Source organism: Eisenbergiella tayi, from assembly GCF_001881565.1.
Classification (GTDB): Bacteria; Bacillota; Clostridia; order Lachnospirales; family Lachnospiraceae; genus Eisenbergiella; species Eisenbergiella tayi.
In genome coordinates, this window is the sequence record NZ_MPDJ01000005.1 from 442,675 (window position 1) to 458,165 (window position 15,491).

Below are 15,491 nucleotides of genomic sequence, written 5' to 3' on the forward strand. Positions count from 1 at the left end.
TCATAATCTCGAGGTTAAAGCAAAACTAGGAGGATTCATTATGAAAGGGAAAAAAGCACTCGCACTCTTAACCTGTACAGCACTTCTGGCCGCCAGCCTGACTGCCTGCGGCAATACCGCATCTACTACAGCGCCGTCCGCACAGGAGCCCCAGGAATCAAACGCAGCTCCTGAAACAGACATGCCGGCAGAAACACCCGCTGCTTCTGATGAAGCTGCAGCAGACGACACCATTACCGGTTCCCTGACCATCTGGGAACACGGAACCACCTTTGAAAATTCTCTGGCCGCCGTTATCGAAGGCTTCCAGAAAAAATATCCCAATGTAGAAGTGGAATATGAAATCAAAGACGGGGATACCTATTACAGCCTTCTTACAACAGCCATCCAGTCCGGTGAGGCACCTGACCTGTTCTGGACCAACGGAACCGCTACCACAAATATGCAGGATTATGTAAAAAACGATGTTCTTATGGATATCAGTGATCTGGATTTCAGCGCACTCACCGAAGACAGCCTGAAGCTCGCCACCATTGACGGCACCGTTTATTCCGTTCCCTGGCTCACCATGGATACCCGGGCCTGCTTCTATAACAAAGACCTCTTTGCAGAAAACGGCTGGGAAATCCCCGCAAAGTTCAGCGAATTCGAAGAGCTTCTGGCAAAAGAAAAGGATGCGGGAGTCATTCCCATTTCCTTCTCCCCCACCAGCTTCGGCAGCGTATTATTTATTTTTGAACCTGTTTTATCCGCTATGGATCCTGAATATACCAAGGGCCTTTCCGATTATTCCGTTAAGCTGACGGATCAGCCCGCCAAGGATGCCCTGAACAAAATGCTGGAATGGGCGGACAAAGGTTATTACGGAGATAATTACAAGGGTGTTATCGATGGCTCTGCCGCAATCCTCACCTTTACCACAGGCAAGGCAGCCATGTTCATCGGCGGTTCCTGGGAAATGTCCAGCATCGAATCCAATAACCCGGATTTGAATTACGGAGCTTTCCAGATCCCCGCCGAGGACGGTACCACCGGAATGGTCGGCACCTGTGCAAACGGATTTTCCATTTACAAAGATACCAAGAGCCCGGAAGCGGCAAAGGCCTTTGCCCAGTACTGTGCTTCCCTGGAAGCCCAGACTACCTGGGTACAGGTTCAGAGAGCCGTATCAGGAAGCCCGGAAATACAGTCCGCCAACCCTATCGCCAACGAAATATCCGATTGTGATAACGTATATACAAGCTGGCAGTCCCTTATTTCCAAATACTCCGTAGAAGGCGGAACCGGAAATGCCATCACGGAAGAATACTTCCCCAAGCTTTTTGTAGGAGATATAACCGTAGATCAGCTCATGGATGATTTAGGAAAAGAAATGCAATAGTAATTGCCGGATACGGGCCTGTATATCCATGCAGGTCCGTATAGGCGCTTATCCGCAATACAGACTGGAGATCGAATATGAAAAAACAAAGAAGAAAAAAGTCCTATCTCCTTTTTATAACTCCCGGCTTCCTTGCATATACCGTTTTCATTATCCTTCCCATCATCTATGTCATTTACCTGTCGGTATTTGAATGGTCGGGCCTGGGAGAAATGAACTTTATCGGAATAGAAAACTTCAAAACCTTGTTCACCAATACAAGAATTGCCCCTGTATTTTTTAATGCCCTGAAAAACAACCTGAAATATCTGCTCTGTGTGTGGTTCATTATCACACCGTTTCAGTTTCTGGTGGCATATTTATTTTATCTGAAGATCCCTTTCTTCAAATACTATAAATTCATGATATTTATGCCCTATGTGATCAGTTCCACCATCGTAAGCTTTTTTGCCACCATGATATTCAATCCCACTATCGGATTCTTAAATACCTTTTTTGAAAAAATGGGATGGAATAACCTTGTCAGCGCATGGGTGGGAAATCCCAAGCTGGCCTTTAAAATCATGATCGCACTAGTCCTGTGGCAGGGTGCCGCATCCGGCATGATGATTTTTTACGCCAATATGATGGATATTCCGTCGGATATTATTGAAGCCAGCAGGATCGACGGCTGCTCCGAGGCACAGCGCCTTTTCCGCATCCTGATTCCCCTTTCTCTGCCGGCCTGCTCCTCCATCATTGTGATGAGCTCCATCTGGGCTTTGGGCGTTTTCGACATTCCCTTTATGCTGGGCGGCCCTACCGGAGGCGTAAACAGCTCCCTCGATTTTGTCAATATGGTTTTCTACCGTTATACCTTCGGCAGTGTTCTCAGCGGAGAGGTCAATCTGGGATTCGGCGCTTCCATCAGCGTAACCATGTTTATTATCATCATGATCGTTACCTTTATCCAGAATAAGGTACTGACTAAATTTGAATACGAACCTTAAGGAGGGCATATGGCAAAGAAAGGAAAAAACAAAGAAATAATATCCGGAACATCCCGCCTGATCCGCTGGATTTTCTCCATTTTACTTCTTTTATTCACAAGTATCACCATATTTGTCCTGATTTCCACACTTTTAAACTCCTTTAAAACAAAGGCAAATATCCTGAACGATACCTTTGGCTGGCCCCAGTCTTTTTCCCTGGACAGTTATGTGGAAATCTTTAAAAAAGACCACTTCGGGCGATATTTTCTTAACAGCATCATCCTGACTGCCTGCGGCACCACCGGCTGTGTGCTCCTCGCCGCTTTGACGGCATTCGGCATTGCCCGGTATGAATTTAAGGGAAAACCCCTGCTTACCTCCTATTTTCTGTTTGGAATGATGTTTCCCATACAGGTGAGCGTCCTCCCTTTATTTATTATCCTGAAAAAGCTTGCTCTGCTGAACAAGCTTCCGGGAATGATACTGGTATATGCCTCCGGTATTTCTCTGTCTGTATATATTTTCCAGAAGTTTTTCCGAACCGTCCCCATGGCACTGGATGAATCTGCACGGCTTGACGGCGCGAGCGAATTTCGTATTTTTGCCCAGATTATATTACCATTATGTAAACCTGTTATTTCTACGGTGGCATTAATAACGGCTGTAAGTGAATGGAATGATTTCTATATGCCCATGGTTCTTCTAGGCGGTAAAAACGTGCGTACTCTCCCTCTGGCCATTTATAATTATCTGAATGAGTTTATCAAATATATGAATGTGTCCTTTGCGGCTGTCATGATAACGTTGGTTCCTATAATCATTATTTATTTCTTATTCTCTAATCAGTTGGTGGAAGGGATTACCGGTGGGGCGGTTAAGGGATAGTGCTGACATGCAGAATTAAGGAAGATACGAAGCGCGAGGCGTGTGCGAACCGTAACACAGCGGCTGTATTTATTATCTTTTATTTTATAACGGCATATGGTATATTCAAACAAATAAGAATTGACAATTATACTCTATTATGTTATATTATAAATGTCTAGTGGATAATTTTTTAGTGAGTGAATCCCTGTTCTGTAATGTGATACAGAACAGGGATTTCTATATTTTTCATACCATATATTAGTAACTCTATTTTATTTTCTTACTTTTAATTACAAAGTTTTAAGATATGATCCACTGTCTCTTCAGTTGTCATTCCGGTATTGTCCAATATATCCATTCTGTTATCAAAATCCAGTAAATCATAAAAATATCTTATCCAATATTCCGGAGTAACATTCTTATGACAAGTTCTATTCCGGCAACGTTCTAAAACCGTTTGATAATCCGGTTTCAACAGCACAAATTTGTATTTTAAATTTCTGGATTTTAACATGGTAATATATTTATCCAAGTCTTCCGGAACAATTATCGCCGCCAGCACAAGCTGTCGTGAGTATAAAGAAAGCACATCAATATCATAAGCAATTTCATCTATTATTTCTCTGAAATCCACTGTCTTTAATTTTTGTTTATGTTTCATTGCCTGAATGGCACAGTCTCCGTCAATCGCTCTAAATCCTTTTTTAATCATCTGTTCCGCTATCGTTGATTTTCCGCTCCCACAGGTTCCATTAAGGATAATTATATTTCCTTCCGAGCAAATATGTGATATTTCCACCTCCGCATTACAAAATCTGCAAGTTGGCAAAACGGGCAGGAGGCCAAAATCCTGTTTACGTATGTTTTTATTGAAAACATGTATTTGTTCTTTTGTAAGTTCTCCGCAATTTGGGCAAATAATCATGATTTTATCTCCGCATTTCATACTTCAGTATACGAGAAATTTATCCTTTTCAAAATAAAAAAGATGCCTTCTCATCAATCAAGTACTTTATATCCTTTCATCGATGAATCCGGCATCTTTTAGCAGAGTTCAGTTTTATCTGAACTCTTACATCTTCTATTCTTATATCCGCTCAAACTAGATATCTATCGTTTATTTCCCAATCACCTTAGGATTCTCCGCCCTCTTCGGCAGAACCACCTTATCCAGATGCCAGATATCATTCACATATTCCTGTATGGTCCTGTCAGAGCTGAACTTCCCGGAGCATGCCACATTCAGGATAGCGCTCTTTGCCCAGCCTGCCTCGTCGATGTAAGCGGCCTCTACCTTGCGCTGCGCTTCCGCATAAGGCTTGAAATCCTTCAGGATAAAATACATATCCGCTTTGGAGGTACTCTGTGTATTCAGCAGGGAGTTGTACAGCGGGCGGAACAGTTCCGTATCATAAGGAGCAAAGGTTCCGTTGATCAGCTGCATAAGTACTTTGCGGATATCCGGATCGTTATTGAAGATATCCATGGGATTATAACCGCCGAAATTCTCAAACCGGATTACCTCATCCGAGCTTAACCCGAAAATAAAGGCGTTATCCATTCCCACTTCTTCCACGATTTCCACATTGGCCCCGTCCATGGTTCCCAGGGTAAGGGCTCCGTTGAGCATGAATTTCATGTTTCCGGTTCCGGAGGCTTCCTTGCTGGCTGTGGAAATCTGTTCGGACACATCCGCCGCCGCGAAAATCCATTCCGCATTGGAAACCTTATAATCTTCAATAAATACCACCTTGATTTTGCCGCCGATGGAAGGGTCATTATTCACCACATCCGCCACCGCATTGATCAATTTGATGGTCAGCTTGGCATTCCTGTAGCCGGCAGCCGCTTTAGCGCCGAATATAAAGGTTCTGGGATAAAATTCTTTATCCGGATTTTCTTTCAGTCCATTATACAGATACATAATGTGGAGGATGTTCAGCAGCTGGCGCTTATACTCATGAAGACGCTTCACCTGTACGTCAAAAATAGAACGGGGATCCACTTCCACACCGTTATGCTCCAGAATGTAATTGGCAAGGCGCACTTTATTCTGATACTTGATATTCATGAACTCCTGCTGCGCTTTTTTATCCTCGGCATAGATCTTAAGGCCGCTGATTTTGGATAAATCGGTAATCCAGTCACTGCCCACATGAGCCGTAACCCACTGAGCCAGAAGAGGGTTTCCATGAAGGAGGAACCTTCTCTGGGTAATACCATTTGTTTTATTATTGAATTTATCGGGCATCATTTCATAGAAATCCTTCAGTTCCTGTTTCTCCAGGATTTCCGTATGAAGCCTTGCAACGCCGTTGACAGAATAGCCGGAAACAATGGCAAGATGCGCCATTTTCACCTGTCCGTCATAAATGATAGCCATTTTGGCAATCTTGTTCTGGTTGCCGGGGTACATCTGGGAAACCTGAGCCACAAAGCGGCGGTTGATTTCCTCAACTATCTGGTAAATACGGGGAAGAAGTCTGGAGAAAAGTTCAATCGGCCATTTTTCCAGGGCTTCCGCCATAATAGTATGGTTGGTATAAGCACAGGTTTTGGTTGTCACAGCCCAGGCTTCATCCCAGGTGAGATAATAATCATCCATAAGGATACGCATGAGTTCCGCAATGGCTACCGTAGGATGGGTATCATTGAGCTGGAACGTCACCTTCTCGTGGAATTTGCGGATATCGTCATGCTTTCTCATATATTTTTCCACCGCTTCCTGTACGGAGGCAGAAATGAAGAAATACTGCTGCTTCAGACGAAGCTCCTTGCCTGCATAATGGTTATCGTTGGGATAAAGCACCTCAACGATATTCCTTGCCAGGTTTTCCTGCTCTACGGCCTTCTGGTAATCCCCTTTATCAAAGGATTCCAGCTGGAAGCATTCCACAGGCTCCGCATCCCAGATGCGCAGGGTATTCACAATACCGTTTCCATAGCCTACGATAGGCATATCATAGGGAACAGCCTTTACAGACTGATAGCCTTCCTGCTTAAAGCAGTTGCGTCCGTTTTCATCCACAAAAACATTAACATATCCGCCGAACTTGACCTCCTTGGCATATTCCGGACGGCGGAGTTCAAAAGGATTGCCGTCGGCCAGCCAGTTGTCCGGCACCTCAATCTGATAGCCGTCCCTGATTTCCTGTTTGAACATTCCGTAGCGGTATCTGATCCCGCATCCATAAGCCGCATAGCCCAGGGTTGCCAGGGAATCCAGGAAGCAGGCCGCCAGACGTCCCAGTCCGCCGTTGCCCAGCGCCGGATCCGGTTCCTGATCCTCCACTGTATTGATATCGATTCCCAGCTCTTCAAGAGCTTCCTCCACATCCTCATAAGCCTGCAGATTAATCAGGTTATTTCCCAATGCACGGCCCATCAGAAATTCCATGGAAAGATAATATACAGTTTTCGGATCCTCCTTCTGATACTCCTTCTGGGTATTCATCCAATTATCTACGATGATATCCTTGATGGCATAGGAAACCGCCTGGAAAATCTGCTGCTGCGTAGCCTCCTCCAGGGTTTTCCTGTAAAGGGTCTTTACATTATACACCACACTGTTCTTGAATAAATCTTTGTCAAATTTCTGAATAACCGGTTTCTTAAGCATTTACTTTCTCCTCGTTCCTCACAATTATCGTTCATTTTACGGTTCATACAGCGATGCAGGAACCGTTCTTTCCTATACTATATTATGCCTGCTGTAAGTCTGACACGTACAGTTTACAACACTTTACCAAATATGGAAACAGTAATTTTGTAACAATAAGTTATAAATTCAGTAAAAAAAGCCGCCACTTCACACCAAAGCGGCGGCTCTCTGTCAGAAAAACGCTGATCAGTTCACTTTTTCGATAGCGATGGTCACATTTTCACCGTTAACGTTCCATTCCTTGCTTACAGCCAGCATATCTCCTGCCGTAATGGAATCCGCAAGCACCTTGCCTGCAATGAATTCCTGGTTGGAGGAAGCGATCCCCGCTACGGTCTCATTTCCGCACAGAGATACCCGGATGTGATCCATTACCTCAAAACCAGCTTCCTTACGCATTGTCTGGATTTTGCTGATGATTTCAAATACAAAGCCTTCCTCAACGAGCTCGTCGGACAGGTTGGTATCCAGAACTACCGTCATATTATTGTCGGCCTCGGATACATAGCCTTCCTTCTGTGTCATTTCGATAAGAAGGTCTTCCTTGGTCAGGCTTACTTCCACGCCGTTTACGTCAAAGGTTAGGCTTCCTGAAGCATTCAATTCATCCATAGCGGCATTTCCGTCCAGAGCGGCCAGAGTCTTCTGGATTCCGCCCAGCTGTTTGCCGTATTTCGGCCCAACCGTACGAAGCTGAGGCTTGAAGGTATAGGTGGTGAAGTCTCTTACGTCGTCAGTGAATACCACCTTCTTCACATTCAGCTCATCCTCTACGATTTCCTTATAGAAATCGCTCAGGGTGTTTCCGGCCTTTACAAACATGGTGCCGATAGGCTGGCGGTTCTTTATATTTGCCGTATTTCTGCAGGCACGGCCCATAACAACGATATCCAGCACCTCTTCCATCGCCTCTTCCAGTTCTTTATCCACAAAGGCGGGATCCGCTTTGGGGAAATCGCACAGATGTACGCTTTCCGGCGCATTTTTATCCAGACTTCTCACCAGGTTCAGGTAGATTTCTTCCGTCATAAAGGGAATCATGGGAGCTGCCAGCTTGCTTACGGTTACCAGTGCGGTATACAGAGTCATATAAGCATTGATCTTATCCTGCTCCATTCCCTTGGCCCAGAAACGCTCGCGGCTTCTTCTTACATACCAGTTGCTGCAGTCATCCACAAAGTCCTGAAGGGCTCTTGCCGCTTCCGGAATCTGATAAGCGTCCAGACGGGTATCCACTTCCGTGATAAGGGTATTCAGACGGCTTAACAGCCATTTATCCAGCACGGACAGCTTGTCGGCTTCCAGCTTATATTTTGTGGCGTCAAAATTATCAATATTGGCATACAGCACGAAGAACGCATAGGTATTCCAAAGGGTTCCCATGAATTTGCGCTGTCCCTCAATTACCGCCTTGCCGTGGAAACGGCTGGGCAGCCAGGGAGCACTGCTGGAATAGAAATACCAGCGGATAGCATCCGCACCGTATTCATTTAAAGCGTCGAAGGGATCGATTGCATTTCCCTTGGACTTGCTCATCTTCTGGCCGTTCTCATCCTGTACAAGTCCCAGGACAATTACATTTTCAAAGGAAGTCTGGTCAAAGAGCAGAGTGGATTCCGCCAGGAGGGAATAAAACCATCCGCGGGTCTGATCCACAGCCTCTGAAATAAACTGGGCAGGGAACTGCTGCTCAAAGGTTTCCTTATTTTCAAAAGGATAATGATGCTGTGCGAAAGGCATGGCTCCGGAATCAAACCAGCAGTCAATCACTTCCGGCACACGCTTCATGGGCTTTCCGCATTTCGGGCAGGGGATGGTGATGGCATCGATATACGGACGATGCAGCTCCACCGTCTTCGCTTCCGGATTGCCGCTTAAATTCTCCAGCTCTTCACGGCTTCCCACGGAAAGCATTTCCCCGCAGTCACACTGCCAGATATTCAGGGGAGTTCCCCAATACCTGTTTCTGGACAGGCCCCAGTCCTGGATATTTTCCAGCCAGTCTCCGAAACGGCCCTTACCGATGGATTCCGGGATCCAGTTGATTGTATTATTGTTGGCGATCAGATGCTCTTTTACCGCCGTCATTTTGATAAACCAGGATTCCCTTGCATAGTAGATCAGCGGTGTATCGCATCTCCAGCAGAAGGGATAGCTGTGTTCAAATTTAGGTGCGGAAAACAGCAGGTCTGCTGCCGCCAGTTCTTTCAGGATAACAGGATCCGCATCCTTACAGAAGGTTCCCGCCCAGGGAGTTTCCTTCGTCATCTCACCCTTGGTATCCACCAGCTGGACAAAGGGCAGATCGTAATTGCGTCCCACATTGGCATCATCTTCACCGAAGGCCGGAGCGATATGAACCACACCGGTACCGTCTGTCAGAGTAACGTAATTGTCACAGGTCACATAAAAAGCTTTTTTATGCTGTTTTTCACAGGTTTCCACCGCACAGTCAAACAGCGGTTCGTATTCCTTATATTCCAAATCCTTACCCACATAGGTTTCCAGCACTTCATAAGCCGGAACTTCAGGATTTTCCTTGTTCAAATCACCCAGAACCGTATCCAGAAGCGCCTGAGCCATATAGTAGGTAAATCCGTCGGCGGCCTTTGCCTTAACATAGGTTTCTTTGGGGTTCACACAAAGAGCCACGTTGGAAGGCAGTGTCCAGGGTGTGGTTGTCCATGCCAGGATATAAGCATCCTCGCCCTTTACCTTGAAGCGGGCGATAGCGGAGCGTTCCTTCACATCCTTGTAGCCCTGGGCCACCTCATGGGAAGACAGAGGGGTTCCGCAGCGGGGGCAATAGGGAACAATCTTGAAGCCCTTGTAAAGCAGGCCTTTATCCCAGATTTTCTTCAGCGCCCACCATTCGGATTCAATATACTCATCATGATAGGTTACGTAGGGGTCATCCATATCCGCCCAGAAACCAACCTTTCTGGAGAAATCTTCCCACATGCCCTTATATTTCCATACGCTTTCCTTACATTTCTCGATGAAAGGGGCGATTCCATACTCTTCAATCTGCTCCTTGCCGTCCAGGCCCAGAAGCTTCTCCACCTCCAGCTCCACCGGAAGCCCATGGGTGTCCCATCCGGCCTTCCTGGGAACCATATATCCCTTCATGGTACGGTAACGGGGAATCATATCCTTGATAGCCCGGGTTTCCACATGACCGATATGGGGCTTGCCGTTTGCGGTCGGCGGCCCGTCATAAAACGTATAGGTAGGGGAGCCCTCCCTGATTTTCATGCTCTTTTCAAAGATTTTCCGGTCTTCCCAGAATTTTTCCACTTCGTGTTCCCGTTCCACAAAGTTCAGATCTGTGTTTACCTTAGTGTAAAGTGACATTTCCTTCTTCCTTTCTTTCTCCGGCATTCAGCCTAAAACCTTTCCATAGGAACAAAAAACCCCGTCCTTGTAAAAGGACGAGGTTCAAGACTCGTTATACCACCTGTTACAGCATACGGCTCATAAAAACAGGAACCCCAAAAAGCGGGCTGTCTTTATAAGAATATATGGTTTCCCGTAACGGAGGAAATCCGGCGTTGCCTACTTGTTCCCTTTCAGCCCGCAGCTAAGAAGTGATCTTCCTCATGTTTTACTCGTACCGGTCTCCCACCTGCACCGGCTCGCTACACCTTTCCAACATGACTACTGTCTTCCTCATGGCTTTTTCCTGTGTTCATGTCGGTATTATATAGCCCGGAAAGCCGCATTGTCAAGGGATTGTGGGAAAGAATCCATGGGAATTGCTTCAATTATTGAAAAATTATTTTCAATGCCTGTCGAATTGTGTTATATTCTGTTTGTATACAATCCTGAAAGGAGGCTGTTCATGGGCTGGATAAAAGCATATGTAACAAAAATATACCGAAATATGGGGCAATATCTGCGATGGCTTTTTTTCAGCGGACTGACAGGAGCGGCCGTGGGGCTGTTTGCCTCTCTCTTTTCCTGGTGCCTTAACCACGCAACCGCTTTCCGCACACAGCATCACTACATGTTTCTCACACTGCCGCTGGGCGGACTGCTGATTGTATTTTTATATAAAGCATTCCATTATGAAAATAACGGCGGAACTGATTCCGTCATCGAAAGCATCCACAGTGAAATCATCATCCCGTTCCGCATGGCTTTTCTTATTTTCTGTTCCACGATTATCACCATTCTCTGCGGCGGCTCCGTGGGCCGTGAGGGTGCGGCGCTGCAGATCGGCGGCAGCATGGGGAAAAAGCTGGGGGATATATTCCATTTTAATGAAACAGATAAGAAAATCATTCTCATGAGCGGTATGGCCGCCGCTTTTTCCGCTCTGTTCGGCACGCCCATGGCGGCGGCTTTTTTTGCCATGGAGGTTTCCAGCGTGGGGATCATGTACTATGCGGCGCTGGTTCCCAGCATCTGTGCGGCCCTGGTTGCCAATGATGTCGCCAAATACATAGGCGTGCAGACAGAAAACTTTCATGTTATGAATGATCTGGAGCTTTCCCTTGTTCCGGGACTGAAGGTTGTCCTATTGGCGGCCTGCTGCGCCATGCTGAGCATTCTTTTCTGCATGATGCTTCAGATGGGGGAAGTTTTCTTTAAAAAATATTTTAGTAACCTGTATATCCGGATCTGCGCAGGCGGCATCCTACTCATTCTCCTCACCCTCCTTATCGGGAGCCAGGATTACCTTGGAACGGGCATGCCGGTCATTGAACAGGCGCTGGCAGGCAATGCGCTGCCATGGGCTTTTCTTTTCAAAATGATATTTACGGTCATCACGATTTCCGCCGGCTATAAGGGCGGTGAAATCGTACCCTCCCTGTTCATCGGCGCCACCTTCGGCTGCACTGTAGGCGCCCTTCTGGGGCTTCCTGCATCCCTGGGCGCGGCGGTAGGCATGATCGCCGTGTTCTGCGGCGTTACCAACTGTCCCATTACCTCCGTGCTCATTTCCTTCGAACTGTTCGGCTTTGACGATGCCTATTATTTTCTCATCGCCGCAGCCACCAGCTATATGCTCTCCGGTTACTACAGCCTGTATCACAGCCAGACCATTGTTTACTCCAAATTTGAGAATAAATATGTAAACCAGCATACAAGCAGGCCTTTTTAAACTGCAGCGGCGGCGGTTCGGGCAGACAGGAACCGTTACACGAGGCTCTTAAACAGGAAAAACTTGCTTTCTTTCTTAATTACGCGTATTATATTGGTATTTATAATAATAATTCTATCCAGGCTTTACACGCCGTCCGGCTGTGTAAAGCCTGAACTATAATGAAAGCGGAGGAGCACCCATGAAAACGCGGAATCTTACCCTCATGACCGATCTTTATGAATTGACAATGATGCAGGGCTACTTCAAAAACATGGATCGTAATGAAACGGTTATTTTTGATGCTTTTTACCGGAACAATCCGATGGAATCCGGCTATGCCATCTGTGCCGGCCTGCAGCAGGTCATTGAATATGTGGAAAATCTTCATTTTGATGACGATGAGCTTGCCTATCTGAAAAGCCTCGGTATCTTTGAAGATGCCTTCCTGGAATACCTGAAGGATTTCAAATTTTCCGGCAGTATCTATGCTATCCCTGAGGGAAGCATCATGTTCCCCAGAGAGCCTATGATTAAGGTTATCGCTCCCATTATGGAAGCACAGCTGATCGAGACGGCTATTTTGAATATCATCAACCACCAGAGCCTGATCGCCACCAAGACCTCCCGGGTATGCTATGCCGCCCGCGGGGACGGAATCATGGAATTCGGACTCCGCCGTGCCCAGGGCCCTGACGCAGGGATTTACGGCGCAAGAGCGGCTATGATCGGCGGCTGTACCGGCACCAGCAATGTCCTGGCCGGACAGCTTTTTGATGTTCCAGTGAAAGGAACCCATGCGCACAGCTGGATTATGAGCTTCCCGGATGAATATACCGCCTTTAAAGTATATGCGGATATGTATCCGGGTGCGTGCATTCTGCTGGTTGATACTTATGATACCTTAAAATCCGGCGTTCCCAATGCCATCCGCGTTTTCACCGAAATGCGGGAGGCCGGAATCCCCCTCACCTTCTACGGAATCCGTCTGGACAGCGGCGACCTTGCATATCTTTCCAAGAAAGCGAGAAAAATGTTGGATGAGGCAGGTTTTACCGATGCGGTCATTTCCGCTTCCAATGATTTGGATGAGTACCTCATCGACAGCCTGAAGGTACAGGGCTGCAAGGTTACCTCCTGGGGTGTGGGCACTCATATGATCACTTCCAAAAACTGGCCTTCCTTCGGCGGTGTATACAAGCTGGCCGCCATTATGGATAAGGACGGAAACTTTGTTCCCAAAATTAAGCTTTCGGAAAATTCCGAAAAAATTACCAACCCGGGCAACAAGGTTATCTACCGGATCTATGAAAAGGAAACCGGTAAAATTAAGGCCGACCTCATCGCTCTTGCTGATGAAGTGTTCAGCGAAGAAGAACCTCTGCTCCTCTTTGATCCCCTGGAGCCCTGGAAAAAGACTTTGCTGGAAGCCGGTACTTATACCATTCGCGATCTTATGGTTCCCGTATTCCTGGATGGAAAATGTGTATACACTTCTCCCAGCGTAATGGAAATCAGAGAGTACTGTCAGAAGGAACTGAATACCCTCTGGGATGAAACAAGACGTCTTGTGAACCCTCATCAGGTATATGTAGACCTTTCTTCCAAGCTGTATCATATCAAAATCCAGCTTCTGGATCAGATGGGCCAGGTGCACTGACCAAAATCCGGAGCCGACAAGGAGAATCTATGCTGAAAATAATTACCGACTCCGCATCTGATTTATCGGAGGAACTAATCAGCCGATATCAGCTGCATGTCATCCCCACACCTGTCGTTATTGACGAAGTGGATTATCTGGATGGGAAAACCATTCAGACCGGGGAATTTTACAAAATACTGGATGATACAAGCAGAGATGTGAGAACCTATCACATCAACCCTGCCATGTTTGAAGAAGCCTTTATGCCCTATGCCAAAAATGGTGACAGCGTTATCTATCTGTGCTTTTCCACAGGAATCGCAGGCACCTTCAACGCCGCCAATATTGCAAGGGACAGTATCCTGGAAGAATATCCTGATTTTGATCTGACAATCATTGATTCCAGGTGTGCCTCCGCAGGCTTCGGCCTTCTGGTCGTCAAGCTGCTCACTATGCTGGATCACGGCGCATCAAGGGAAACACTGATAGAGGCAGCCGCATACTATCGCAGCCATATCCGCCATGTCTTTACCGTGAATACCCTCGCCTATCTTATAAAAGGCGGAAGGCTTTCCAAATTTAAAGGCAATCTCGCCGAGGCGCTGGATATGAAACCGGTTTTAATCGTGGATGAGGCCGGAAGCCTGCAGGTACTAAAAACCGTCCGCGGGCATAAGAAGTCTCTGAAAAGCCTGGTGGAATACGCGGAAGAAAACGGTGCGGAGTTGGAAAAACAACTGGTATCCGTCTGTCATGGGGAAGACGAGGAAGCGCTTCGCTTTGTAACTGATTTAATAAAAGAAAAACTGCATCCCGCAGATATTATGGTATCGGTAGTGGGCTGTGCCATCGGTGCACATACCGGACGGGGGATTATAGGGGTATGCTTCCTGGATGCCCCGGAGGATCCTTACATGGAGTATCTTTCCTGATAAAAAAAAGCGATTCGGAATTCACTTTCCGGACCGCTTTTTTTCGTATGAAAAATCAATTATCAGCTGATTATGAGTAAGATCTGATTCCGGATACATTTATCCTGTTCATCACTACGCCCCTCCTGTATTTTTCTCATATCCGCTTTACGGCAGGAACCACAGCCCGGCCGCTATCAGATAAACAGCGGAATAATACAGAGTCAGCAGTACAGCCCCGGAAAGCCGGTTATTTTTTTCATGCAGAATCCGGAACCCCAGGATATTATCTGAAATATAAAAACAGATCCCTCCTGCCGCCATCAGTTTTCCCGCCGGGCCTTCCGATTGCACCGCAACCGTAAATGCCATCGCTGTCATAAAGGACAGAAGCGCTCCATACCCCACCAGATAAATGGCCTGGCCGCCAAAGTTAGGAAGAAATTTCCCGTGAAGCAGAAGCATGACTGTCAGCAGCAGCAAAAAAAGAATTACCGTCATCAGGCGTACCGGGGTGAGGTGAATATAGGCAGTTAGAAAACATACATGCCCCAGCGCAAAAGCCGCTACCCCGGCCAGGAAAACCAGTTCCAGCAGCACATCCGCCGTCATGCATAAAAAAGCGCCTGCCAGAATCAGCAGGGATACAAAGCGCCCCTGCTCTCCCACCCTCAATGTATATAAGAGGGCCACGGCGACGGGCATACATGTGGCCAGCGCTTTAAATAGAAGTTTCTTTTTCCGGAAATAGTACTGGCCAAACGCAGCCGTCAGTACTGCCGCCGCTATAAGTATAAATATTCTCTGCAGATTCATAGGCAGCCTCCATTTTTTTCTGAGGCTGCCTATGTATTGCTTCCATAGTGCTGCCTCTGTTCTCTTCATCATAACTCAAATTTCTGAATTTTTCCATTATTATCAGCCGCTGAATTTCTCCGTCCGTATATGATATTTTTCCGGTATTCGAATATA

Annotated in this window: 10 protein-coding genes; 6 read left to right on the forward strand and 4 right to left on the reverse strand. The window is 46.6% G+C overall.

What is annotated here, in order from left to right:
• Positions 1-40 precede the first annotated feature (40 nt).
• From BLA28_RS20030 to BLA28_RS20040, 3 genes are all read left to right on the forward strand, one after another.
• A complete protein-coding gene (locus BLA28_RS20030; RefSeq protein ID WP_069157815.1) occupies positions 41-1,381 on the forward strand; it encodes an ABC transporter substrate-binding protein in 1,341 nt (446 codons plus the stop codon).
• Between the two features lie 77 nt (positions 1,382-1,458).
• Complete coding sequence (locus BLA28_RS20035) at positions 1,459-2,370, forward strand: carbohydrate ABC transporter permease (protein WP_069157816.1); 912 nt, start codon at positions 1,459-1,461, stop codon at positions 2,368-2,370.
• 9 nt (positions 2,371-2,379) lie between these two features.
• Positions 2,380-3,237 carry a carbohydrate ABC transporter permease gene (locus BLA28_RS20040; protein WP_071699345.1) on the forward strand — a complete coding sequence of 286 codons (858 nt, stop codon included), beginning with the start codon at positions 2,380-2,382 and terminating at the stop codon, positions 3,235-3,237.
• Between the two features lie 268 nt (positions 3,238-3,505).
• On the opposite strand, the gene BLA28_RS20045 is transcribed toward BLA28_RS20040, so the two are convergent.
• From BLA28_RS20045 to ileS, 3 genes are all read right to left on the reverse strand, one after another.
• Positions 3,506-4,144, reverse strand: a complete 639-nt coding sequence (locus tag BLA28_RS20045; RefSeq protein WP_044972116.1) for a phosphotransferase-like protein — start codon at positions 4,142-4,144, stop codon at positions 3,506-3,508.
• Between the two features lie 192 nt (positions 4,145-4,336).
• Complete coding sequence (locus BLA28_RS20050) at positions 4,337-6,838, reverse strand: glycogen/starch/alpha-glucan phosphorylase (RefSeq protein ID WP_009251858.1); 2,502 nt, start codon at positions 6,836-6,838, stop codon at positions 4,337-4,339.
• A gap of 228 nt (positions 6,839-7,066) precedes the next feature.
• A complete protein-coding gene (gene ileS, locus BLA28_RS20055) occupies positions 7,067-10,234 on the reverse strand; it encodes an isoleucine--tRNA ligase (protein ID WP_071699485.1) in 3,168 nt (1,055 codons plus the stop codon).
• 487 nt (positions 10,235-10,721) lie between these two features.
• Here ileS and BLA28_RS20060 point away from each other — a divergent pair, with 487 nt between their 5' ends.
• From BLA28_RS20060 to BLA28_RS20070, 3 genes are all read left to right on the forward strand, one after another.
• The gene (locus BLA28_RS20060; RefSeq protein WP_071699486.1) at positions 10,722-11,987 is read left to right on the forward strand and encodes a chloride channel protein; all 1,266 of its coding nucleotides are present in this window, start codon (positions 10,722-10,724) and stop codon (positions 11,985-11,987) included.
• A gap of 181 nt (positions 11,988-12,168) precedes the next feature.
• A complete protein-coding gene (locus BLA28_RS20065) occupies positions 12,169-13,626 on the forward strand; it encodes a nicotinate phosphoribosyltransferase (RefSeq protein WP_069150894.1) in 1,458 nt (485 codons plus the stop codon).
• Positions 13,627-13,655: 29 nt separating this feature from the next.
• Complete coding sequence (locus BLA28_RS20070) at positions 13,656-14,540, forward strand: DegV family protein (RefSeq protein ID WP_071699347.1); 885 nt, start codon at positions 13,656-13,658, stop codon at positions 14,538-14,540.
• A gap of 147 nt (positions 14,541-14,687) precedes the next feature.
• Here BLA28_RS20070 and BLA28_RS20075 read toward each other — a convergent pair whose 3' ends face one another.
• Positions 14,688-15,335: a lysoplasmalogenase gene (locus tag BLA28_RS20075; protein WP_071699348.1), complete on the reverse strand. Its 648-nt coding sequence runs from the start codon at positions 15,333-15,335 to the stop codon at positions 14,688-14,690.
• Positions 15,336-15,491: the final 156 nt, after the last annotated feature.

Coding starts and splice junctions, on each gene's coding strand:
- BLA28_RS20060 (WP_071699486.1), top strand. CDS start 10,722: ATGGGCTGGATAAAAGCATATGTAACAAAAATATACCGAAATATGGGG.
- BLA28_RS20075 (WP_071699348.1), bottom strand. CDS start 15,335: ATGAATCTGCAGAGAATATTTATACTTATAGCGGCGGCAGTACTGACG.
- BLA28_RS20030 (WP_069157815.1), top strand. CDS start 41: ATGAAAGGGAAAAAAGCACTCGCACTCTTAACCTGTACAGCACTTCTG.
- BLA28_RS20040 (WP_071699345.1), top strand. CDS start 2,380: ATGGCAAAGAAAGGAAAAAACAAAGAAATAATATCCGGAACATCCCGC.
- BLA28_RS20035 (WP_069157816.1), top strand. CDS start 1,459: ATGAAAAAACAAAGAAGAAAAAAGTCCTATCTCCTTTTTATAACTCCC.
- BLA28_RS20065 (WP_069150894.1), top strand. CDS start 12,169: ATGAAAACGCGGAATCTTACCCTCATGACCGATCTTTATGAATTGACA.
- BLA28_RS20045 (WP_044972116.1), bottom strand. CDS start 4,144: ATGATTATTTGCCCAAATTGCGGAGAACTTACAAAAGAACAAATACAT.
- BLA28_RS20070 (WP_071699347.1), top strand. CDS start 13,656: ATGCTGAAAATAATTACCGACTCCGCATCTGATTTATCGGAGGAACTA.
- BLA28_RS20050 (WP_009251858.1), bottom strand. CDS start 6,838: ATGCTTAAGAAACCGGTTATTCAGAAATTTGACAAAGATTTATTCAAG.
- ileS (WP_071699485.1), bottom strand. CDS start 10,234: ATGTCACTTTACACTAAGGTAAACACAGATCTGAACTTTGTGGAACGG.